We start from the raw sequence: 21,579 nt of genomic DNA on the forward strand, positions 1-21,579 counted from the left end.
CGGCACAACATCGCCGCCCTGCTCTCCTCCAGTTAACGCCTAGCGTTATTAGCGACCTCCGTTATACCCTGTTGTCGTGATCAGGTCCTTAGCGGACAAGGGGACCTAGCGACTGTGGCACGAGGAGTACGTTCGCTCCCTCGACAAGTCGCTCCGGCGCGCCGTGCTACGCAAACTGGAGCTTCTACACGCAGCAGCCGATGTCGAAGACCTGCACATCCCACCGGGCAACCGACTCGAGCGGCTGACTGGCGATCGACGTGGCCAGCACAGCATTCGGGTCAATGCCCAGTGGCGACTCTGCTTCACCTGGCATGAAGGAGGTGCGGATGATGTCGAACTCGTCGACTACCACTGATGCTGACCGGATCGACCCGATTCACCCGGGCGAGGTCCTCATGGAGGACTTCATCGAGGGTTTCGGGATCACCCAGAACAAGCTCGCCACAGCCATCGGCGTGCCTCCGCGTCGCATCAACGAGATCGTGCACGGCAAACGCGGCATCACCGCAGACACCGCTGTACGACTGGCCAAGTACTTCGGCACATCTGCCGAGCTCTGGATGAACCTGCAGAGCCACTATGAGCTCAGGCTTGAGCGCCGGGCGCTGCGCGAGCAGCTCGAGAGCATTGTGCCGCTGCAGTCGGTAGCGTAGGCGACGCAAACGGCATACGTGACCGATGCTCACATCTGGTTAGGTGAGCTAGCGCGGTTCACGTCGCGGTGACATGACCGCAGATAATCATCGGGCACGCTTTGGCGACGCGAACAGCACGGAGGCGACCGATGTCACCGACCGGCAGGGCCTGGCTCTCAACTCCCGCTGTTGCTCTTTCCCGCCGGCTTACTCGACGTCGATGGGACCGTTGATGTGGAGAGTCTCGACGTCGAGGCGCCGGTTGACTCGCGACGCAGTGGAGTCGTCGATGCGGCCGGCGAAGCGCAGGTCATGCACGCGCTCGCGCAGCTGGTCGATGACGGAAAGTCTCAGGGCGCTCTCCGGGCCGCTGTAGATCTCTACTTCATCCTCTGCGGCTGAGTTGAGCACAGACTCGCGGCGACGTCGGTAATCGGCGCGCACCACCGCGATGATTTCATCGTCGTCGACGCCCACGCGTTCGGCAATGGCATCGAGCTGACTGATGGTGTCGTCGAGGATGTCGGCGAGGGCTTCGATCTCCTGCGACTCGACCGATTCGGCGGTCTGCGCACCGACCGAGGGCTTGGCGTTGGCCCAGCGGACCACGTGGGGCAGGGCGATCCCCTGGATGAGGAGGGACAGGAGCGTCACGCCAGCGACGACGAGGATGATGAGGTTGCGCTCGGCGTAGGCGACGCCGCCGAAAGAGGCCGGGATGGACAGCGCCATGGCCAGGGAGATCGCGCCGCGGAAACCGGCGACCGTGGAGACGATGCGGCCACGGATATTGGTGCGGCGCAGGCGCTGCTCGGGGCGGCGGTCAAGGGCGCGGATGGAGAAGATGATGAGGTGGTGCCCGGCGAATCGGCCCGCCACCATGGCGATGTAGATGATGGGGATGAGGACGAGACCGCGAGTGAGGTCGGCGCGCGGAAGGTCGGCTGCGATCCCAGGGAGTGCGACGCCCACCATGACGAAGAGGATGGTGTTGAGGATGTAGGTGAGGATGGTCCAGAACGGAGTCCCGAGGACACGCGAACCGAGAGGCAAGTGCGGTGCGGCGAAGCGGGAGATGATGATGCCGCAGGTGACGACGGCCAGAACTCCCGAGCCGCCGAACTCCTCGGCGAGGAAGAAAGTGAGGAACGGGGTGGCCAGGGCAGTGATCGTCGCCAGCATGGGGTCGTCGGTGATGGTGCGGACCCGAATGCCGATCTTCGTGACTGCCGCACCGACGAGGACTCCAGCACCGATTCCTCCCCCGAAGGACAGGAGGAGCTCTCGTGTGACGAGCCCGGCCGTGACGCCGGAAGAGTCCTGCGCGGCTTGGAGGGCGATGGCGAAGATGACCAGGGCGGTGCCGTCGTTGAGTAGCGACTCGGCCTGAAGGATGGTGCGGCCGTTGGGGTTGATGCCGCGTCCCAGACTGGAGACGGCGGTGGCGTCGGTTGGACCGAGGCAGGCCCCAATGAGGAGAGCGGCTCCCACACTCAGCCCCATGAGGACGCCGATGAGGGTGATGAGGGCGGCCGTGATGGCGACAAGGACCGTGGCGCTGAGGATGATGCCGCGCAGGCTTCGCCGCATACGGTTGAGGGAGACGGACAGGGACTCCCAGTACAGGAGGATCGGCAGGAAGATCGTCAGGACCACCGTGCTGGGCAGGTACATCTCCTCCCCCACCGGGAGCAGGGCAACGCCCACGCCCGCGGCAATGAGAAGTACTGGAGCGATGAGGCGAAACCTGTTGGCGATCACGTAGGCGACAACCGAGGCGCCAATGAGTGCGACGATCATGTCGATGGTCATGAGACTGCCGGGCTCCCTTCCTGGGCTGACTGCGGCCGGCTCGAGGACGTGCGTTGCTGGCGTGATAGGGCTTGAGCAGAGTCCTGGCCGGGCACAGCCTACAGACGCCTCCTGCCAGCTCGCGTAGTCGCCGGCGAGCATGAGAACGACTCAAACCTCAAAGGTCGCGTCATGAGTGAGGCACATGGACGAGGCATCGCACCACGACTTCAACGTCAGCCGAAATCACCCCACCCCCCTCCTGAATACCCTCACAAAAACACCCCCCTCATTTCTCAAGGCATCTAGAAATGCGATACAGGCATTTCTTGATGCAAACAGGATCGCACCCCGAGACTCATTGACAGAGCAAGGCACACACCCTCCAGACTGGACAAACACGAACGCCCACCCCACATGCAGACACCCCCGAACCACAACGCAAACACAGGGGAAAGCACTTTTGATACAGCCCCAAAAGTTTCTTTTTCACAACATTTTTATGACATTCCGATAACATTTCTGGAGCCCCTGACAGGCACACCACAAGTCTTGTTCTGATTTTCCTCCTCGCGATACTCTTCACCAGTTACTCACGGTCATCCCCAGACCGCCGATCCCTAGTGAAGAGGATGTATACATGCAGGTTCCTGCCGATCTCAGGCGCGTCGCGCCACGGGGGCAGTCGCCGGCCACCTGGCTCGCCCTCCTGACACTGCTGCTGAGCACGATCGTTCCCTTGCAGGCCCAGGCCGCCGTCAACACCGACGTCGCACTATCCGATCTCGCTCTGATCAAGTCGGATCGAGACGGCAACGACGCCCCAGGAGAGGCCCTCACGACGCAGGACGTGGCCAAACTGTCCTACACGTGGGACGCCACTAAGACCACCGTGACCCCGGGAGACTCCTTCTCTATCGACCTCGGCGCCCATTTCAAGAACCTGGAGAACCCGAAAACCGTACCACTCAACATTCCCTTCAACGGCATTTCCACCGAGGTGGGCGCATGCAGGCTGACGGAGAGAACCATGGAGTGCACCTTCAACGAAAAAGTTGAAGAGCTCAAAGCGGCGGGATTCAAGGAATTCAAGGGCTCGGGTCAGGCACTGCTCCTCATTACACAGCCCACCACGGCCGCGTCAGTGGATATGACTGTCGACGGCAACCAGAAAGTGAGCGTCCGTCTGCCCGGTAGCGGCGGTATCAAGGGCCCCGCTGCGCGGGGATACACGGCCCTCAAGTTCAGCAAGGTCTCCTCGGTCATCACGTCGGCCTCCTCAGCCATGACGTGGGAGGTCAACTTCGGCTCGGATTACATCAAGGAGCAGCTGGCCAAGGGAGGCACCCCCATCACTTCGGACGGTCAGACTCGGGGGACCATCACCATCACGGACACGCTCGGCTCGGGCATGATCTTCAACAACGACAAGAGCAGGTGGTACCTCGGACTGCGCAACAGCGCCGCCGAGCCCAGCATCTCCGGGGTGTCGCTGACTAACGCGGCGGGCAAGGACCTGAGCGCGAAGTACGGAGACTTCGACCTGGACGTGGACATCCAGGGGCAGGTCGCCACGATCAAGGTGACGGGCCCCTTCGCCCCTGAGTCCAACTACCGGATCTCCTACCCGGTGACGTTCACCTCCCAGAACGGCAAGGCCATCGCCGGCGTGCGGTACACCAATGCCGCCTCGCTCGACCACTCCGACGCCCGCGGCGAGTTCACGCGCAGCTACACCGATTCCTTCAAGGTGACCGTGGACATGGCCCCCGGTTTCGGCGGTTTCGAGGTCTCCAAGACCCTGGACGGCGCGGCCCTGGACGCCGTCGACGTCGCGAACACGACCCTGCCGGTCAAGGTCGACTACGTCCTGCCCGGCCCTGCCAGCGGCTACACCGGCTGGCAGGCCCCCGGTACGCTCAACGCCGATGGTCTCTCCGGTACGGCCGTCCTCAACATCAGTATCGGCAAGACCAACACCTTCCAGGGAACCTTCCCCAAGGGCACCGTCGTCACCCTGTCCGAGGACACCGGCCAGGCATCTCCCGCTCCTTCGGGGTATGCCTGGGGAAAGCCTGTCTTCGCGGTCGGTAGAACCACGACCAATACGCTGACCATCGGCGACCGGGTGTCGATCAAGGCGACCCTCAACAACACCGCCGACGTCGCCAAGGCGCCCGGCACCTTCCAGGTCACGAAGACCGTCGTCGGCCCTGAGGCCGCTGCGGGCGCTCGCGACAAGGACTTCGCCTTCACCTACACCTGCTCCGACGGCCAGTCCGGACAGGTGAGCGCCAAGGGCGACGGGGCGGCCGCCCAGGCAGGCGCGACCTTCCCGCAGGGCACCACGTGCACGGTGAAGGAGGACGCCGAGTCCGCCCGTCTCGACGGCTACACGCTCACCGCTCCCGCGGAGCAGACCGTCACGGTCAAGGACCCCGCCGAACCGATCGCGACGGCGGCCTTCACGAACTCCTACACCCGCGACACGGGCGCCTTCTCCATCGCCAAGTCGGTCCAGGGAGGTCCGCAGGGGGCGGCCAACGGCTCATACTCCTTCACCTACACCTGCGACGGCGGCGTGCAGGGAACCCTGACAGTCCCCGGAGACGGGACGGCCGTGAGCTCCCCGCAAATCCCGACCGGAGTCTCCTGCGCGCTGGCGGAGGACACCGCCGCGGCCGCCAAGAGCGGGTACTCGGTGACTTCGAGCCTGTCGCAGGACACGGTGACCATCACCAAGGACCAGACCGTGGCCGTCACCGCCGCCAACACCTACACCCGTGACACAGGCACCTTCTCGGTCACCAAGAGTGCCAAGGGCGACTACGCCCCGCAGGCGGGCGAGGCCGTCAAGGTCGGCTACACCTGCAACGACCCCGAGGCCACCCAGGGCACGCTCGATGTCCCGATGGACGGCACCGCCGTGGGCGGCCCAGCCCTTCCCACGGGGACGGTGTGCACCCTGAGCGAGGACGCTGCCTCGGCCCAGCGCGAGGGCTACGCGGTCTCCACCGCCTACTCCGCAACGACGGCGACGATCGTGAAGGACCAGGTTGCGGAGGTGTCGGTGATAAACACCTATACGCGGCAGACCGGGGGCTTCTCGGTGTCCAAGACGGTGGAGGGCGACGGCGCGCAGCTAGCGCCGGCGGAGTTCACCTTCGAGTACACCTGCACCGACAAGGTCACCGGCAAGGCCGGCTCCCCCAGGCAGGTGATGGTCAAGGCCGGTGAGACAGCGCATGTGGGCGACGTGCCGACCGGTTCGTGCACGCTCACGGAGAAGGACGCCTCCGCCAAGGGCACGAGCCTGTCGACCACCCTGGCCGTGGGCGGCGAGCTCGTACGGGACGGCAAGGCGACCTTCGATGTGCTCGGCGGGGACGCCACCGCCGTCAGCGTCTCGGCCGTCAACACCTACACCCTGGACCGCGGCACTTTCACCGTGTCGAAGAAGGTGGAGGGCGATAGCGCCGAGACTCACAAGAACGCGGCTTTCACCTTCGAGTACAGCTGCTCCTCCGACGTCGAGGGCGAGGTGAGCGGCGAGCTGACGGCTCGCGGCGACGGTGCTACCGCCTCCGGCCCGGCGCTGCCCGTTGGGGCGACGTGCTCGGTGTCGGAGAAGACGTCGTCGGCCCAGGTTAACGGCTACGACGTGAAGACTCCTGAAGCGCAGAGCGCGACGATCACGGAGAAGGACGCCGCCCTGTCCTTCACCAATACCTACACGCGCCAGACCGGTTCCTTCTCGGTGCTCAAGATGGTGACGGGTGCGCAGGCCGGCGACAAGCAGTTCGCCTTCTCCTACACCTGCACCGACGGGACCGAGGGCACGCTGAAGGCCAAGGCCGACGGCGAAGCAGTCGCCGGGCCACGGGTGCCCACGGGGACGCAGTGCACCGTGACCGAGAACAGCCAGTCAGCTGCAATCGACGGCTATACCCTGGCGGCTCCGCAGGCCCAGACGGTGACGGTCTCGGAGAAGGACCAGGTGGCGAGCACCTCCTTCGTCAACGCCTACACCGAGGTGGTAAACACGCCCTCGCCGTCGGCGAGCCCTGAGACTTCTGCGTCCGGTGAGCCGACACCGAGCGACCCGGCACAGGAGGACTCCGGATCGTCTCTGGCCCGGACCGGGGCGTATGTGGGGATCCCGCTCGCTCTGGCGCTGGCTGCGATCGCAGGAGGTGTGCTTCTGGCCTACCGCCGCAGGGCCTGAGCCGAGGCGCTGACAGCCGGCGGCCGCAACGCTGCTGAGTGTCGAGTGGGGGTCTCTACCCGAATGGGTAGGGATCCCCATTGCGTCGTGAGTTGTGCCCGCCGACGCCATCCAGTCTGTAGCCTGAAGCCGACAGACTCCCGTCACCGTCCCAACCCTTGGAACAGAGGTACCCTCCGTGCGCAGTCCCCTCTTCGAACAAGCCAACCGCGAGCAGGAAACCGGCCAGCGCTGGACCGTCCAGTCCTCCAAGATGCTTCGCGTCGCCCTGGGCCCGGAGGTACTCGCCGCTCAGGGGGCGATGGTCGCATACCAGGGGAACATCGATTTCTCCTACCAGGGATCAAAGAGTCTGGGCGGCATGGTCAAGAAGGCCGTCACCGGTGAGGGCGGCAACCTCATGCGCGCCACCGGGCAGGGAGAGGTGTTCTTCGCCCGCAGCGCGCACAACGTGTTCCTGCTCCAGCTCGAGGGTGACGCCATCACGGTGAACACCCACTCCCTCCTAGCCTTCGACGCCCACCTCAGCTACGACATCCGGATGCTGGGCAACGCCGGGATCCTCGCTGGCGGACTGTTCAACCTCATGGTGCAGGGGCAGGGCGTGGTGGCGGTATCCTCCGACGGGCCGCCGCTGCTCCTGGACTGCTCGCAGCAGCCGACTTTCGTGGACCCGCAGGCCGCGATCTGCTGGTCGGCGAACCTTCAGCCGCAGATCAAGAGCACCTTCAAGGTGAGCTCCCTCATCGGCCGGGGCTCGGGCGAGTCCTTCCAGCTGGCCTTCCACGGGCCGGGCTTCGTCGTGGTCCAGCCCAGTGAGGGCCAGCCGATCGTCGCGGCGTCCTGAGCAGGCGGCAGCCGGGCACCGCCGGACTTGCCTTGTCAGTGGTGCCCAGGCTCCCGGAAGATCACGCCGGCGTTGGTGAGTAACGTGCGCACACGCGTGATGGTGTATCCGGTCTGCGCGCAGAGGTCGCGGATACTGGCACCATTGTCGTACTCTGCGCGCAGCCTCCTGCCGATGACGGCCTGATCCTTGGCGCTGAGCCGCCCATGCGGCTGAACCGCGGGGACGAGCAGCGGTCCACCGGCGTACCCCTTGTGAGTGCGCCCCCGAGGAACGACGTCCTCCGCGGACTCATCCCCCCACGTGACCCACTCCTCGCGTGAGTGACGGGCGAACATTTCCAGGAACGGTCCCGGAGAGCACTGCTCGATGAGATCGTATTGTTCATCCGGCTTGCGCGAGTGCTCTCGTTTGCGCGTTTCAATCATGTTCACCTGGCTTCTCGCCGGAGCAAGCGTCCTCATGGAGCCTCGAACACCGAAAAGAATGAGCTCAGTGACGTTTCGGAAGTAGAATCCCACACCCCTGCCGTCCGGACCGCCGTCTTTGCGGCGCTTGGCCCAGACGATGTTGGAGACATATCGGAACCCCCAGGCCTCCATGACTTGCAGACCCTCGGGCAGAAGGGCGTTGGGAACCCAGAGATACAGGTGCGCATTGTCTGACACCACCTCCGACACGGGAAGGCTTTTGATCTCCTCCAGGCTCATGGTCGAGTAGCGGTCGAGACGACGATGCTCAGGGGCCACCTTGCCGGTACGATTCTGAAAACGCCACGGAGGATCGGCCAGGACAGTTTTAAATCCTCCATCAACGCGCGGAAGTGGGGCAATATCAAGATTCTCGCGCAGTGGCGCAACTTTCGGTGTCACACGCACAGTTTAGCACAAGTAGATCTCACATGAGATCTACTTGTGGCTGTCACCACTCTCGTCTGGAAGGGCCAAAGTTCCCCCGTCCGAGAACCTGAAATCTCGAAGGACATCGGCGGGAAGCCCTCGCACTCGCTCCGGTTCAATGCCGATGCAAAGCAGGGGGCATTCTCCACCGCCACCCATGTCGATCATGGGAACGAGCTTATCCCAGTGAGTGGTCGCCTTGCCGTACTTGGTGTTGGGGTATTCGCCATGAGCTCCGAGGTATTCGAGAACCTCTTGGAGCCGCGGCCCCCGGGTAATAATGATGCCGACAGCTATGACGCCTTCACGATGCAGCGCCTGAAAATTGTTGAGATCGCGATGGAAGAATGGATCCTTATTATTCCACTCCATCTCGTCGGCTATACCCGGGTAGGTGCCGTCGTCGCCCATGGTGAAGACATCGATCTCATGGTTCCGAACTCGGTACACCGGTTCGCCATCAACGAGTTTTTCGATGGTGACGTTGTGCTTGCTCCAGCCGCGCCTCGTGAGACCGGCGTCGTGTCGAGCAGTGTGCCGCGCGCGGGAACCGCCGCCCTGCTTAATATCCTCGGCGTAATCTATGAAGAACTCATCGAGGTTGCCCGTAACGTCTGCGAACTTCCCGGGGAAGGCGTATTTGAGGATGAAATCGGCATATCTAGTCACACCATAGCGGTATCCGGATGGCAGTTCCACCCGGGGTTTCCGAACCGTCCCCGGGAGCTCGGCCTTAGACGCGCTCATACCATTCTCCCATCAGGCGCCACCGCCAGCAGTTAGACGTTGAACCTGAACTCCACCACATCACCTTCCGCCACATTTACCGGCTGCACTCAACGCTCCTCACACCGCATCTGAGCCAGAATAGTCATTCGCTGCGAGCGATCGTGAAGCATAGACTCCTTATCACTAACTCTGATACCTCTTAATCCTTCTGAGCCAATCTGCAATGACTTCAATTTCAGTATTCAACTCCTCGACTGTTGGTGGAACGTAGTTGAGTTCAGGATGGGGGTCATGCCGCGATGCCCACCCAGAGATGCGACTGTAGGAGCCATCATAGGTTTTCACATCTTGTTCTGTAACACGACCAATAATTCGCAGTTTTCCGACTCGAACTTCTAACGACGCAAAGTCGACCAGAGGCTCCGCGATGACCTGACTAATAATCCGCTCCCAAGTCTGAGACATGTGGCCTGCGATGGTTTCAGTTTCTCGTTGATACTCCTCCTCAGACATCCCTATTTCACTACGACGAAGGGCCGCAACTTCCTGCCTTAATGTCTCTATACGTTGGGCTGAATCCTTCGCGGTCCAGGGATGGTGCACAGTCGTGTATCCAGACTCAGCTTTCCTTAGCTTTTCGATACCTCGCGTAGCATATGGAACGGTGGACTCTTCTGCTGCTTTGCGCAGGAACATGGTAAAGGCTACGTCATGTGTGAACACCACAACTTGTCTATCTTTAGCTAACTCGACGATTCGCCTAGCAACAGACTCACGTTTCATATGATCAAGAGAGGAAACCGGATCATCGAAGATCAAGGCTGACTTACTAGCATCGAAGTGTGCCTCTGTGAGAAAACCTACAAAACCAAGTGAAGTCTGCTCCCCCTCAGAAAGAACATCTGTGAGCTTCGTTCCTGAGCGAGCATCTCGAAATTGTGCCCTATGAAGTTGAGAGCCTTGTCGCGCTTTGGTGGCCCTAAACATAACGCGTTCTAGGCCGAGATTCTGAGCCTCGCAAGTAAAGAACTCGTCTGCCTCCTCAGTTACGTAAGCACGGGTAAGTTCACCGACCTTCAATGTAATTGAACGGGTGCTTGTCTCGGACAGCTTCTTATCAAACTTACTTATCGTCTGGAGTCGAGTTCGTTCATCTTCAATGAATTGCCGCCCATCACGCATCGCAATCTGATCGCGCAGTTGACGCTCTTGCGCTTCTGCTTGCGCCAGTTGCACTTTGAAGCCCTCTGAGTTCATGCTATCGGCTTGGTCACGATGAGTGACAGCATCGTTCCGAAGAACAGTCACAGTAGTAGCAACATCAACCAGATGTGCCACTTCACCCGCAACGAGCGCAGATGCGCGATCTCGTAGGGCCTCAACAATAGAATTGAGAGCTTCCACCCTGGGATCATTTTTCAGTTTCAGCTTAATGACCGACTCTGAGATCTGTTCTGGAGTCTTGATAAATCTCCTAAGCCCATCCCGGTAGTGATCAAGTTGACTCTGTGCACGCTGTGCTTCCGCGGCTGTCGTATCAGCGACAAACTGCTGGAACCTCTCAAGCCGGCCAACAGCATCATCGCCAAGCTGCTGCTGACATAGGACGCAGACCGCACCATCGGAAGTGTACGGGAATTCATGATCGGGGTAAGCCACCTTTGAATATGACTCTGCTGCACTCCATAGGGCTTTCCAGACGCTTGATCCAACTTCGCTTAAAGGCTCGCTAGCAAACGTTCTACGCGAAGCAATACTCGCCGCTTCCTGAGCGGAATTTGCATTCGTGATCAGGGTAGCGAGTTGTTTCTCGGCCTGCACTCCAACATGTTTATCAAGAGTCTCCAGATGATCGGCAATCGTAGCGAGTGCTTCGGAAGTTGCAACCAGTTGCTCTTTCTCTTGAGCGGGGTCGCTGACACGAAGACGAGCAACTGTCTTCTTCTGCTTTTCCAGCTGCTCGGCAGCGTCAGGAGGACACTGGATCGCTGCTTCAATAGCATCATCCGTTGTTGAGGCACTGAGATCACGAAGAAACACCTCGGCGGAACCGTGAGGATCAACTTCAGGCAGTGGCCCAGGCTGTTTTATCTCTTGCTTCCACGCTTCAATCACTTGGGACACGCCAGTGCAGACTTCTGCGAGCTCCTCCAGCAGCTTCACCGCTGAAGGACGGTAGGAAATCTCCGCTTCGGTAGTCAGATAGCTATTCCCGCAGTGTTCGTCGTAAAATGCTATGCTCTTGAGGTCTGGATCGGGTGATTGGCCTAGAAGGGCACTTCTTTCATCACCACCAACACTGAAGACAACTTCGCCTGATGGCTTTTCAGAATCATTAGCGAACACATCCGGCAGGATCTTCTTTTGATGACGCGCTCCAACCATTGTGCTGATCACTCGAGCGTAACCAGACTTGCCGCTACCGTTGTGTCCATACACCACGGTGAGTCCGTTTTCTTCGAATGTAAGTTCTTGTCCAGGAGCAAGACGATTGACGTTAGCGAGATTTTTTACCGCAACCAGTTGAACGGGCTCGGCCTGCGTCACCTGCGGTTGTGTGAGGTTAGAAAACCAACCTCCATCAGGGGGAGACTCAGGTTCCTCCATTAGGCTTCGCGCAATTTCCTCATAATCATGTTCCCCAAACGCATCCCCAGCGATAATGCGCGCAAGAGCCTTCTGCTGCCACCAAGGTCTTCTTTCCGCCCAGCTCAATACATCTTCGTAAGCCGCCACTTGTATGTTCCTTCACTTGCAGGGTTCATAGGGGAAGAGAAAATAATGGGCGAATCAAACGTCGCCGCTAGTCTCAACTCGTTCAAAAGTCGCGGCGCACGACGTCCCAACAGAACATGACTTCCCCGGTAGTTCCGAGGATGTAGTCATGATAGTCGAGAAGAACGAAGGCTCCGCACTCACTTCTTACCCCCAGACGTTAGTCCAGAACGGAACTCCACCACGTCCCCATCGGCCATGACGTAGTCCTTTCCCTCCATGCGCACTCGGCCGTGGGCGCGGGCTTCGGCAACGCTGCCGTAGTGGACCAGGTCGTCATAACTCACGATCTCCGCCTTGATGAAGCCCCGTTCGAAGTCGGTGTGGATCACGCCCGCGGCCTGGGGCGCCGTCGCGCCCTTGCGGATCGTCCACGCCCGGGACTCCTTCTCCCCCGCCGTCAGGTAGGTCTGCAGGCCCAGAGTGTCGAAACCGACCCGGGCCAGCTTGTCCAGGCCGGACTCCTCCTGCCCGTTCTCGTGCAGCATCTCCGCCGCCTCCTCCGGCTCGAGCTCCACGAGCTCGGCCTCGAACTGGGCATCCAGGAAGATCGCCTCCGCCGGCGCCACCAGCTCGCGCAGTTCGGCCTGACGGGCCTCGTCATTCATTCCGGCGTCGTCCATATTGAACACGTAGATGAAGGGCTTGGTGGTCATGAGCTGGAAGGTCCTGAGCACCTCCGCATCAATGCCCGCGGCGGCCGCCCCGGCGGACAGGAGCGTCCCGGTCTCCAGAACCTTGAGGGCCGCCTGCGCCGTCTCCAGCACCACAGGCTCCGTCTTCTTGCCCCGCACCTCCTTCTCCAGGCGCGGAATCGCCTTCTCCAGGGTCTGCATGTCCGCCAGCACCAGCTCGGTGGCGATCGTCTCGATGTCCCCGGCCGGCTCCACTTTGCCGTCCACGTGAACCACGTCCGGGTCCTCGAAGGCACGCGTCACCATACAGATCGCGTCCGCCTCGCGGATATTGGCCAGGAACTGGTTGCCCAGTCCCTCGCCCTCGCTGGCGCCGCGCACGATCCCGGCGATATCCACAAAGGACACCGTCGCCGGGACCACCCTGGCGGAGTGGAACAGCTCGGCGAGCTTGTCCAGGCGAGCATCCGGCAGCGGTACAACCCCCACATTCGGCTCGATCGTCGCGAACGGGTAGTTGGCGGCCAGGACGGTCGCGCGGGTCAGGGCGTTGAACAGGGTGGACTTGCCGACGTTGGGCAGTCCGACGATTCCGATGGTAAGTGCCACGCGGGAGAGTTTAGACGGCCCCGACGACACCGTGCGTCCCAACAACGCCCATCACGGCCCCGCCCGCCTACCGACGACGTCGACCGCAGTCGACTGCGCCGGTCGACCCGGCTGCCCCGGCGGCGAGCGCCTCTCACCTACCGGCGTTACCGCTCACCCGGATCGAGGCCCGCAGATCGTGCCACGAGGTGTAGAAGCCCCCACCGGCGTTGGCCCCGATCCCCACCGTCACCGCGATCAGGACCGCCGCGAGCGCAACCACCGCGAATCGCCCCGCGATCGCGCCGCCCAGGCGCACCGCCGACGGCTTCTCGCCGCCGCGCCGTCGGCCCCAGCGGGGAGACCAGACCAGGGCGGTACTGACCACGGCCAGCGAAGCGCCGACGGCCACGATGATGGTACCCAGGCCGTTGATCTCGAACGGAGCGGCGCGCATCGGCGAGGCCGATCCCACCGTGCGCTGGTCCTTAGGCGTGGCCACGATGGGCGTGACGCCGGCGGCGGTCGCCTTGGCCCATGTATCGCCCTCGGGCGCCGGCAGCCCGGCCGCAGCGAAGACCTCAGGGTCCGAGCCCCACCAGGTCAGCAGCGTCGGGAACCGGTCGGTCCACAGGTACCAGGAGTGCCCGCCCTGGGGCGGGGTGTCGATCGACACCGAGTCGGGTTTCTGAGCCACGTCCTCCATGAGCCAGGCCGTACGGGCGGCGCTATAGGGGTCGTCCTGAGTGCCCATGACATAGAGGCGCAGGCCGTCGGGGGTGCGCTGCTCCAGCAGGGTGGATAGCGCGTTCTGTGCCTGGAGCTGCTGGCCGCCGTGTGCCAGGGCCCCCTCGGCGGGGCGATCGTAGGAAGATAGGACGCCGACCGCACCGAATCGCTGCGGGACGTCGAAGGCGGTGCGCGCCGCGCAGTAGGCCCCGGCCGAGACCCCCATGAGCATCCACCCCGACCGCTGGGTGGAGACGTTGGGGAAGGTGGCCCGGACCATGCGGGGGATCTCCTCAGCGGTCCAGGTCTCCACGGCCGGGCGGCCGGCAATGTCGACGCAGTCGTGCTGGGTTCCGTCCACGTTGACCGAGGGGATGACGATGATCGACGGCGGGATGCGCCCGGCGTCGATGGCGGCCTGGAGCGCTTTGGGGGAGGACAGGCCCGTCACCAGGGACTCCGGGTCGCCGACCCAGCCGTGGATGCCCTCGATGACGTTGTAGGTGCGTCCGTCGTCGGGCCGGTACCCGGAGGGCAGGACCACGCGCACCGGCAGGGAGATGCCGCTGACCGGGCCGGTCCAGTTGCTCTTCTGCGAGCCGTCGCCGACGTCCTGGAAGGAGGCCTTCCAGGCCGAGGCCGGGACGGCGTCGTAGACGGAAGCATCCGGCAGCGACGTGACGCGCGAGGAGCCCTGGGTGCGCGGGGCGGCGGCCTCGAGAACGTCGCCGAGCGTGCGCACGTAGTGCATGGGCAGGTTGATGAGCAGACCGCCGAGCACGACGACGAGCAGCACCGGCGTGCCCACCATGACGGTGCGCGCCGTATAACGGCCGGCGGTGCGCAGCACGTGGCGGACCGTGGGGCTGACGGAGGCGGGATTCTCCGCGGCCTCCAGCACGTCGGGTGCCTCGGAGGGCTTGTCTCCCGTAGCGGCCGGAAGCGTCCACGGCAGGAGGACCGCGGCGACGACCGCCGTCAGCACGGCCAGGACCCCGACGGTCCAGATCGTGCTGGAACTGGTCAGCTCGATACCACGCAAGAGGTTCACGTCCATAAAGGATGGCACTGCCTGCGCAGCTGCCCATCCTCCCGAGGTAGCAAAGGGTCCGTGCCCTTGATCTCTTCGCCTCCTTCGGGCGGAGTAGACAGGTGCGAGGAGGGACCGTCGGCCCAGGTCCGGACGGTCGATTGGGAGTTGGTCGGCCGGCGATGTCGGCGCTGACCCTGCAGGATCCGCCCCGACTGGACCGTCGGCCTCGGACGCCTACTGATGCGCCCCTTCAAGGAACCGGAATAGATGTCACACCTCTGAGGCATGATCGGTTCATGAGCTCCTCACCCGTCCTCCTTCCCATTCTGCTGCTCCTCATCGGCCTGGTGATCGGCGTGGTCATCGGCTACATCGGCGCGATCGCCCGGCGCACCACCGCGCATCGGGCTGATGGCGAGCAGGTGGCGGAGCTGCGGGCGCAGGCCGCCCAGTGGCAGGCCCGGGCCGAGGAGCTGTCCTCGCGCACCCAGGTGGCTGAGGAGCGCGCCGAGCGTGACGGCTCGGTGCTGCGGGCCCTGGCGCCGGTGCGCAGCCAGCTCGAACAGGTGGGGAATCGGGTCGAGTCCCTGGAGAAGCAGCGCGCCGAGCAGCACGCGGCCCTGGCCGAGCAGCTGCGGGCCACTGCGCTGCGCGAGCAGGACCTGGCCCGATCCACAGCCTCCCTGGAGGGCGCCCTGCGCTCGCGCTCGGCGCGCGGCATGTGGGGCGAGGCGGAGCTGGCCCGAATCCTGGAGGCCTCCGGGATGATGCGGCACGTGGACTTCTCCGAGCAGCGCACCATTGGGGCGCTGATCCAGAAGCGGGGCGGTCCGGGGATAGCGACCGACTCCGGTGACGGTGCCGCCGGCCGGTCCCGGCCCGACGTCGTCGTCCACTTGCCCGGGGACGGGTACCTGGCGGTGGACGCCAAGGCCCCCATGGACTCCTACCTGGCAGCCATCGATGTCCGTGGCGCCGCCCCGGAGGACGAGGACCGGCGCGGCGAGCTCCTGGCCGCTCACGCCAAGGCGCTGCGCGGGCACGTCGATCAGCTCGCTGCGCGCCGCTACGACCGGGCACTGGGGGACTCCCCCGAGCTCGTGGTGCTCTTCGTCCCGGCGGAGGCCGTGCTGTCGGCCGCCTTGGAAGCCGACTCCGCACTCCTGGAGCACTCGCTGGGGCGCGGAGTCGCCCTGGCCTCACCGGTGACGCTGCTCGCCCTGCTGCGTACCTGCGCCACGGCCTGGGCGCGCACCGCCATCAACGACGACGCCCGCGAGCTGCTCGAGCTCGGCCGCACTCTCTATGAGCGGCTGGGGACCGTCGCGGGCCACCTCGATGCCCTGGGCGGGGCGCTGCGGCGCAGCGTCACCGCCTACAACAAGGCGGTCGGCTCCATGGAGAACCGGCTGCTGGTGACCGCCCGGTCCCTGGAGACCCTCGGCGAGCAGGTCGACTCCCCCGCGCTCATCAGCGCCGACGCCGCCCAGGTGCGCACCTTCACCGCCCCCGAGCTCACCGCCGACGGGCATCCTGGACCCACGACGATGTAACGCATGCCATGTTCCCGGCCCGTGACGATTGACGCTTCCATGGCGTCTATCAGGGAGCGTTGTCTCCCGTCTCATGACAGGCTGACACGTTGCCAGAACGTTTCAACGTCCGGTTGGAGAACATCTCCACCTCATCGGACCTTCTCGGAGGAAGACACCATGCTGTCATTCATCGGAATGATCATCACCGGCGCCATCATCGGCGCCCTAGCCAGGCTCGTCATGCGAGGAGTTCAGGACATCTCGATGCTGTGGACCATTGTGCTGGGCGCAGTGGGCGCATTCGTCGGAAGAACAGTCGCCGGCTTCTTCGGCATCGCGGAAACACCCGGCATCGACTGGATCCGCTGGGTCGCGTCCATCATCGCCGCCATCGTCGCGATCTCCATCTACCTGGGCATCACCGGCCGCAAGTAGCCCCTCAGCGCCCTGAAGCGGGTTCCGCGGAGGTACTCACCTCCTCCACGGAACCCGCTTCACCTTTTTGTGATGCAAGCCATGGAATGGGGTCGTGAGGATTACCCGGCCGACGGCGTCCTTCTTTCAGCGCGGCAATCATGACGGACAGCAAAACCAGTCAGTCACGTCGGCCAGTCACACGAACCGGCCACGGCAGTCACCGAGGCGCCTTGACGGACCAGTTGCTGGACCGCGCACCACGACATTCCGTCGCCATCCATCTCACGGATCAACGAAAGAGGCTCCAATGAGCAATAACGCCATCCCCCAGACCGGCCAGCAGCGCGAGCGCAACGAGCAGACCGAGGAGGACAAGACCCCTCGCGGCCCCCTCCAGACCTCGCACGGCGTGACCACTATCGACGAGAACGTCGTCGCCAAGATCGCCGGCATGGCAGCTCGTGAGGTGCCCGGCGTCTACGACATGGGCAACGCCGTGCGCCGCGCCTTCAGCGCGGTGACCGACCGCATCCCCAACGCCCAGACCAACGTCGCCGGCGGCATCAGCGTCCAGAAGGGTGAGACCCAGGCCGCCATCGAGGTCACCGTGGTGGTCGAGTATGGCGTCTCCATCGTCGAGGTCTCCGACGCCATCCGCCGCAACATCATCGAGCAGATCGAGGGCACCACCGGCCTGGAGGTCGTCGAGGTCAACATCAACGTCACCGACGTCCACCTGCCCGACGACGACTCCGACAACTCCGAGGCCGCCGACCTCAAGTGATCCGTCCCAACGCCCTGATCTGAGGAGTTCTCATGAAGACAACGTACCTGGCCCTCCTGGTGGGCCTGTTCCTTGGAACCATTCTCGCCTTCGGCTCCTTCGCCGACTTCGTCCTGGTGGCCCTGTGCGGCCTGGCCGGATTGGCGTTGGGCCTCTACCTGGAGGGCCGGGTCGATGTCCAAAGTATCCTGGATCGGCGAAAGAAGTGACGATGGCGACCGCGACCCAGCCCGCCATCACGCAGCCGGGACCCGCCCGGGACGAGGAATCCTCCTGGGAACAGCGCGGCACCACCACCATTCCGGCCCGAGTCGTCGCCCAGATCGCAGCCCAGGCCGCCTATGAGACCGGCAATGTCGGATCCAACGCCGGAGGGCTCCTGGGAATCGGCGCCCGCCGCAACTTCGCCTCCCAGCCCGAGGCCCAGTGCGAGCTCTACGGGCAGGTCGCCGTCCTCCACCTGGACCTCGGCCTGGTCTTTCCCGCACCACTGTCCTCCACCATCGAAGATCTGCGCGCGCACGTGCGCGGTCGCGTCGAGCACCTCACCGGGCTGAGCGTCGGCAAGATCACCATTGAGATCTCCTGGCTCAATCCGAGCAGCCACGTCAGGAAGAGCCTGAAATGAGAACACCCGTCCCGAAACTCATTCGTCGCCCGTCCCGCAGCGTACCCAGTGTCGTCCTGGCACTGCTGCTGCTCACGGCCGGAGGCCTGGGGGCTTGGCTGACGGGGCACCGGATCGTGACCGGCACCTGGCCGGACCGCACCATCACCACGCTCGACGCCGTCGGATCCACCGCCCTCGGCTCCGCCGCGGTGCTCACCGCCGCCGGGATCGCCGCCGTGTGCGGCCTGGCCATGATCCTCGCGGCCCTGTGGCCGGGACTCCCCGAGCGCGTCGAGATCCTCCCCGACACCGTCCCCGGCCAGACCGCGGTGAGACGCCGCGACCTGGCCAACCTGGTGAAGACCCAGGTCGAGCAGATCGGCGGCGTCCACTCTGTCGCCGTCACCACCCGTCGTTCACGGGTCGACGTCGTCGTCCTCAGCGTCTTGGACGACCTCGACCCAGTGCGTGAAGCCGCCTGTAGGAAGGCCGACGAGGCCCTGCAGACGCTCCAACCCGTGGGCATCATACGCAGCCGCGTGCGGATCAGGCGCACGAGCTGAAGGAGATACGATCATGCGTTCAGTTTCTGGTGTCCTCAACAGGACGGTCCTGGCCGGCTGCGGACTTCTCATCGCGGCAGCGGCGTCCTGGCTACTGGCCTCCGGCCTCGGTGCCGGTCGGTCCTGGCCCGACGCCGCCCCTCTCCTGGCCGCTGCGCAGGACCGAGTGGACAGCATCATCGCGCCCCAGGCGCACTGGCTCCTGCCGACGGCCGCGCTGGTGTCTGTACTCGCCATCATCGCCGGGCTGGTCCTGCTCGCCATGCAGGTCCCCCGCAAGGCGGCCGCCTCGCCTCTGAGGCTCAGCGACTCCGAGGGCGTCCTGCTGGCCACCGTCGGCCCCGACGTCCTGTCACAGGCCCTGTCCGAGCGAGCTCAGGAAGTCCCCGGGGTGGAGCAGTGCGCCGTGTGGGTCACCGGTTCCCCGAGCAGTCTGTGGGTACAAGCGGACACCACCGTTTCTCAGGACTGCGAGGTCGAATGGGCCGTGGCCGAGCTCAGGCGCCGACTCGAGGATGACGTGACCACGTCCCTGGGCTCGGGCCCCAGGCAGGTAGACGTCCTGGTGCGACTGGAGCGCTCCTCAAACTCGCGCAACGTCTCGCAGACCGTCACAGGGCGGCGCTCACCCAAGATCACCGGGAACGGCGATGACGCATGAGACACAGGACGAGGCAGTGCTGGCACCTCGCCCGCGTCCACACCACGCCGCACAACCGAGTACCTCGTCCGCTGCACCCCATGACAAGGACCACTACCTGGTCCTGCGCGCCCAGGACGGGGACATCAACGCCTTCGAGCAGCTCGTCGAGCGCTATCAGGGGCGTCTGTTCCGCACCGCCTACATGATCGTGCGGAACCGTCACGACAGTGAGGACATCGTCCAGGAGACCCTCATCCAGGCCTGGCGCAGTCTTCACCTGGTCAGGGAACCTGCCGCCTTTCGGGGCTGGCTCATGCGGATCTGCACCAACAAGGCCACCAGCATGACGCGCAAGCGTCAGCGTCGGGCCACCGACCCCTACGACGCCGAGAGCCTCGAGACCGCGAGCGCCATGGCGGAGACGACGTCGAGCAGCACCACTGACCCGGCCGAGTCCAGCGAGGTCAACGCCCAGATCGAGGCACTGGCCGACCTATTGGCCTCCGTGCGGCCCGAGCTGCGCATCGTCTGGGTGCTCCGAGAGGTCGACGACATGTCCTACGAGGAGATCGCCCAGGCCCTGAACCTCACCGAGTCCACCGTCCGCGGGAGGCTGGCACGCGCCCGCTCTCTCGTCATGCGCCAGATGAAGGAGTGGGCATGAGCACCGTCAACCAGCTCTCACACAGCGTCCGACGCTCGACGGCGTCGGCCAGGTCTTTCACCCGGCCCCATGAGCAGGACGACGCGGACACGCGGGAGTACTTGCGTCTGATCGCCTCCCTGCACGAGGAGTGGGACCAGCTGGAGTCTCAGGCGAGCGCCTCAGTCATGCCGCAGCGCCACCTGATGGACGCCATCATCGCCGAGACTCGTCATGGCGCCCAGGTGGAGATGCCCGCGACCGATCTGGGGCCCTACAGCATGTCCGAGTTCTCGCTGCGGGCACTCATCCGACGCGCCGTGGACTGCGTGCCCGGCGCACGCGCCCTGCGTTCCTCCTTCGAGCACGCGCCCTCAGGTGAGAACCACCGCGGCCTGGGGGTTCCGGAGACCATCTCCTGCCGGATCTCCGCCCACATCAGCGTGGGCAGCCTGCCGCAGCTCGCCCAACGGGTCCGCGACGCCGTTCGAGCAGCCTGCCATGAGAACCTAGGGGTGTCCCCGACCGTCAACGTCCACATCGAGGATCTCCACGATGACGACTAGCCTCTCAGCGGCCGAGCTGGCCCACCTGGTCACTGCTGTCCCCGGCGTCCGAGGAATCGAGCCGGGGATAGGCAGCACGTTGAGAGCGATCGGCAGCCACATCCGGCAGCAGGATCCTCATCAGGCCCGCTTCGGCGTGGTCGTCGAGGCGGGCTCGCGCAGGGCCGTCATCGAGATCGGCATCGACGGCTCCAGACCCGTCAAGGACATCGTGCGCGACGTCCAGGAGACCATCATCCGCTCCCTGTCGGAGGCCGGCGAGCCCGACGACGCCTCCGAAGCACGGGAGGACTCCGGCTCCTCCGGCGTCGGGAACCTGAACGTGCCTCGGGTCACGGTACGGGTCCAGTCCCTGCTGTAGGTGCCCGCCATGTTGCCTCATGACTTCTGAGAGTTTCGGATGTCATGGCATCTCAAGGCACCGGTGCGGTGCGGGCGGATAGAGCCCGATCGTCGTTGCTCGCTGTGCTGGCAGGAACCGGCTCAGATGCTCGCAGTCGCTCTGATGGTGCCTGGCGTGTACTGCACGAGGGTGGAATGCTACTGGAGGAAGGTCGGGGGCACTCCACGTAGGTCCGGCTTTCGTGCAGTACGCACAACCCCCGGTCAGTAGATCCCCACCCTCGTGGAGTAGGCCGACCCGAGGCGGGGTGGGCCAGGGGCGGCGCTGTGCTAGTGCCACCGAGACTCAGGACAGGTGCCGGACAGGGGCCAGGCAGGACACATGAGGCCAGGGGCGCCCGCCTCCGCCACGAATACCCCGCGGATTTAATGCCGCCAGCAGCTCGATATCCGCTCCATGCACACCGGCGACCCGCCAGGCCTCTTCCATCGGCCCACCGTCACCTCCAGGACAACTACAGACTCACCCCCGAGTTCCCGCCCAAACGAGCACCTCTGACGTGAGGAGACAAGACAGCTGTAGGTAC

20 protein-coding genes are annotated in these 21,579 nt (G+C 64.1%); 14 read left to right on the forward strand and 6 right to left on the reverse strand.

Going from position 1 to position 21,579, the window contains the following annotated elements:
• The first annotated feature begins 163 nt into the window (after positions 1-163).
• Complete coding sequence (locus tag HMPREF0975_RS15000) at positions 164-358, forward strand: type II toxin-antitoxin system RelE/ParE family toxin (RefSeq protein WP_269528425.1); 195 nt, start codon at positions 164-166, stop codon at positions 356-358.
• The gene (locus tag HMPREF0975_RS10805; RefSeq protein ID WP_009234210.1) at positions 333-656 is read left to right on the forward strand and encodes a HigA family addiction module antitoxin; all 324 of its coding nucleotides are present in this window, start codon (positions 333-335) and stop codon (positions 654-656) included. The genes HMPREF0975_RS15000 and HMPREF0975_RS10805 overlap by 26 nt, the downstream gene beginning before the upstream one ends.
• Before the next feature lie 189 nt (positions 657-845).
• On the opposite strand, the gene HMPREF0975_RS10810 is transcribed toward HMPREF0975_RS10805, so the two are convergent.
• On the reverse strand, positions 846-2,450 hold the full coding sequence (locus tag HMPREF0975_RS10810) for a Na+/H+ antiporter (RefSeq protein ID WP_009234211.1): 1,605 nt from the start codon (positions 2,448-2,450) through the stop codon (positions 846-848).
• A 619-nt stretch (positions 2,451-3,069) separates the two neighbouring features.
• Here HMPREF0975_RS10810 and HMPREF0975_RS10815 point away from each other — a divergent pair.
• Complete coding sequence (locus tag HMPREF0975_RS10815; RefSeq protein WP_009234212.1) at positions 3,070-6,654, forward strand: DUF5979 domain-containing protein; 3,585 nt, start codon at positions 3,070-3,072, stop codon at positions 6,652-6,654.
• A 178-nt stretch (positions 6,655-6,832) separates the two neighbouring features.
• The gene (locus HMPREF0975_RS10820) at positions 6,833-7,501 is read left to right on the forward strand and encodes an AIM24 family protein (protein ID WP_009234213.1); all 669 of its coding nucleotides are present in this window, start codon (positions 6,833-6,835) and stop codon (positions 7,499-7,501) included.
• A 35-nt stretch (positions 7,502-7,536) separates the two neighbouring features.
• Here the strand turns inward: HMPREF0975_RS10820 and HMPREF0975_RS10825 are convergent, their stop codons facing one another.
• The 5 genes from HMPREF0975_RS10825 to HMPREF0975_RS10845 all read right to left on the reverse strand — a co-directional run bounded on the left by HMPREF0975_RS10825 (position 7,537) and on the right by HMPREF0975_RS10845 (position 14,913).
• Entirely contained in the window at positions 7,537-8,373 is an 837-nt protein-coding gene (locus HMPREF0975_RS10825) for an MT-A70 family methyltransferase (protein ID WP_083840782.1), read from the reverse strand.
• Between the two features lie 36 nt (positions 8,374-8,409).
• Positions 8,410-9,147, reverse strand: coding sequence for a BglII/BstYI family type II restriction endonuclease (locus tag HMPREF0975_RS10830; RefSeq protein ID WP_009234215.1), 738 nt, complete (start codon positions 9,145-9,147; stop codon positions 8,410-8,412).
• 165 nt (positions 9,148-9,312) lie between these two features.
• Positions 9,313-11,865, reverse strand: a complete 2,553-nt coding sequence (locus HMPREF0975_RS15005) for an AAA family ATPase (protein WP_009234216.1) — start codon at positions 11,863-11,865, stop codon at positions 9,313-9,315.
• A 179-nt stretch (positions 11,866-12,044) separates the two neighbouring features.
• Positions 12,045-13,148 (reverse strand): redox-regulated ATPase YchF, encoded by a 1,104-nt coding sequence (ychF, locus tag HMPREF0975_RS10840; RefSeq protein ID WP_049939810.1) that lies wholly within the window; start codon positions 13,146-13,148, stop codon positions 12,045-12,047.
• 133 nt (positions 13,149-13,281) lie between these two features.
• The gene (locus tag HMPREF0975_RS10845) at positions 13,282-14,913 is read right to left on the reverse strand and encodes an alpha/beta hydrolase (RefSeq protein ID WP_009234218.1); all 1,632 of its coding nucleotides are present in this window, start codon (positions 14,911-14,913) and stop codon (positions 13,282-13,284) included.
• Between the two features lie 272 nt (positions 14,914-15,185).
• On the opposite strand from HMPREF0975_RS10845, the gene HMPREF0975_RS10850 reads away from it, so the two are divergent.
• The 10 genes from HMPREF0975_RS10850 to HMPREF0975_RS10890 all read left to right on the forward strand — a co-directional run bounded on the left by HMPREF0975_RS10850 (position 15,186) and on the right by HMPREF0975_RS10890 (position 21,011).
• Positions 15,186-16,442: a DNA recombination protein RmuC gene (locus HMPREF0975_RS10850; RefSeq protein WP_009234219.1), complete on the forward strand. Its 1,257-nt coding sequence runs from the start codon at positions 15,186-15,188 to the stop codon at positions 16,440-16,442.
• Positions 16,443-16,601: 159 nt separating this feature from the next.
• Complete coding sequence (locus HMPREF0975_RS10855) at positions 16,602-16,859, forward strand: GlsB/YeaQ/YmgE family stress response membrane protein (protein ID WP_009234220.1); 258 nt, start codon at positions 16,602-16,604, stop codon at positions 16,857-16,859.
• A 289-nt stretch (positions 16,860-17,148) separates the two neighbouring features.
• Positions 17,149-17,625: an Asp23/Gls24 family envelope stress response protein gene (locus tag HMPREF0975_RS10860; RefSeq protein ID WP_009234221.1), complete on the forward strand. Its 477-nt coding sequence runs from the start codon at positions 17,149-17,151 to the stop codon at positions 17,623-17,625.
• A gap of 32 nt (positions 17,626-17,657) precedes the next feature.
• The gene (locus tag HMPREF0975_RS16240; RefSeq protein WP_009234222.1) at positions 17,658-17,834 is read left to right on the forward strand and encodes a hypothetical protein; all 177 of its coding nucleotides are present in this window, start codon (positions 17,658-17,660) and stop codon (positions 17,832-17,834) included.
• Between the two features lie 2 nt (positions 17,835-17,836).
• Positions 17,837-18,253, forward strand: a complete 417-nt coding sequence (locus tag HMPREF0975_RS10865; RefSeq protein WP_009234223.1) for a hypothetical protein — start codon at positions 17,837-17,839, stop codon at positions 18,251-18,253.
• Positions 18,250-18,798 carry a DUF6286 domain-containing protein gene (locus HMPREF0975_RS10870; protein ID WP_009234224.1) on the forward strand — a complete coding sequence of 183 codons (549 nt, stop codon included), beginning with the start codon at positions 18,250-18,252 and terminating at the stop codon, positions 18,796-18,798. Before HMPREF0975_RS10865 ends, HMPREF0975_RS10870 begins: the two co-directional genes overlap by 4 nt.
• Before the next feature lie 13 nt (positions 18,799-18,811).
• The gene (locus HMPREF0975_RS10875; RefSeq protein WP_009234225.1) at positions 18,812-19,459 is read left to right on the forward strand and encodes a hypothetical protein; all 648 of its coding nucleotides are present in this window, start codon (positions 18,812-18,814) and stop codon (positions 19,457-19,459) included.
• On the forward strand, positions 19,449-20,105 hold the full coding sequence (locus HMPREF0975_RS10880) for an RNA polymerase sigma factor (protein WP_009234226.1): 657 nt from the start codon (positions 19,449-19,451) through the stop codon (positions 20,103-20,105). Before HMPREF0975_RS10875 ends, HMPREF0975_RS10880 begins: the two co-directional genes overlap by 11 nt.
• Positions 20,102-20,650, forward strand: coding sequence for a hypothetical protein (locus HMPREF0975_RS10885; RefSeq protein ID WP_009234227.1), 549 nt, complete (start codon positions 20,102-20,104; stop codon positions 20,648-20,650). The genes HMPREF0975_RS10880 and HMPREF0975_RS10885 overlap by 4 nt, the downstream gene beginning before the upstream one ends.
• Entirely contained in the window at positions 20,640-21,011 is a 372-nt protein-coding gene (locus tag HMPREF0975_RS10890) for a hypothetical protein (RefSeq protein ID WP_009234228.1), read from the forward strand. Before HMPREF0975_RS10885 ends, HMPREF0975_RS10890 begins: the two co-directional genes overlap by 11 nt.
• Positions 21,012-21,579 lie beyond the last annotated feature (568 nt).

The organism is Actinomyces sp. oral taxon 849 str. F0330 (assembly GCF_000239715.1).
In the GTDB taxonomy this organism is placed as follows: Bacteria; Actinomycetota; Actinomycetes; order Actinomycetales; family Actinomycetaceae; genus Actinomyces; species Actinomyces johnsonii.

Coding starts and splice junctions, on each gene's coding strand:
- HMPREF0975_RS10805 (WP_009234210.1), top strand. CDS start 333: ATGTCGAACTCGTCGACTACCACTGATGCTGACCGGATCGACCCGATT.
- HMPREF0975_RS10810 (WP_009234211.1), bottom strand. CDS start 2,450: ATGACCATCGACATGATCGTCGCACTCATTGGCGCCTCGGTTGTCGCC.
- HMPREF0975_RS10815 (WP_009234212.1), top strand. CDS start 3,070: ATGCAGGTTCCTGCCGATCTCAGGCGCGTCGCGCCACGGGGGCAGTCG.
- HMPREF0975_RS10830 (WP_009234215.1), bottom strand. CDS start 9,147: ATGAGCGCGTCTAAGGCCGAGCTCCCGGGGACGGTTCGGAAACCCCGG.
- HMPREF0975_RS10845 (WP_009234218.1), bottom strand. CDS start 14,913: ATGGACGTGAACCTCTTGCGTGGTATCGAGCTGACCAGTTCCAGCACG.
- HMPREF0975_RS10850 (WP_009234219.1), top strand. CDS start 15,186: ATGAGCTCCTCACCCGTCCTCCTTCCCATTCTGCTGCTCCTCATCGGC.
- HMPREF0975_RS10855 (WP_009234220.1), top strand. CDS start 16,602: ATGCTGTCATTCATCGGAATGATCATCACCGGCGCCATCATCGGCGCC.
- HMPREF0975_RS10860 (WP_009234221.1), top strand. CDS start 17,149: ATGAGCAATAACGCCATCCCCCAGACCGGCCAGCAGCGCGAGCGCAAC.
- HMPREF0975_RS16240 (WP_009234222.1), top strand. CDS start 17,658: ATGAAGACAACGTACCTGGCCCTCCTGGTGGGCCTGTTCCTTGGAACC.
- HMPREF0975_RS10865 (WP_009234223.1), top strand. CDS start 17,837: ATGGCGACCGCGACCCAGCCCGCCATCACGCAGCCGGGACCCGCCCGG.
- HMPREF0975_RS10870 (WP_009234224.1), top strand. CDS start 18,250: ATGAGAACACCCGTCCCGAAACTCATTCGTCGCCCGTCCCGCAGCGTA.
- HMPREF0975_RS10875 (WP_009234225.1), top strand. CDS start 18,812: ATGCGTTCAGTTTCTGGTGTCCTCAACAGGACGGTCCTGGCCGGCTGC.
- HMPREF0975_RS10880 (WP_009234226.1), top strand. CDS start 19,449: ATGACGCATGAGACACAGGACGAGGCAGTGCTGGCACCTCGCCCGCGT.
- HMPREF0975_RS10885 (WP_009234227.1), top strand. CDS start 20,102: ATGAGCACCGTCAACCAGCTCTCACACAGCGTCCGACGCTCGACGGCG.
- HMPREF0975_RS10890 (WP_009234228.1), top strand. CDS start 20,640: ATGACGACTAGCCTCTCAGCGGCCGAGCTGGCCCACCTGGTCACTGCT.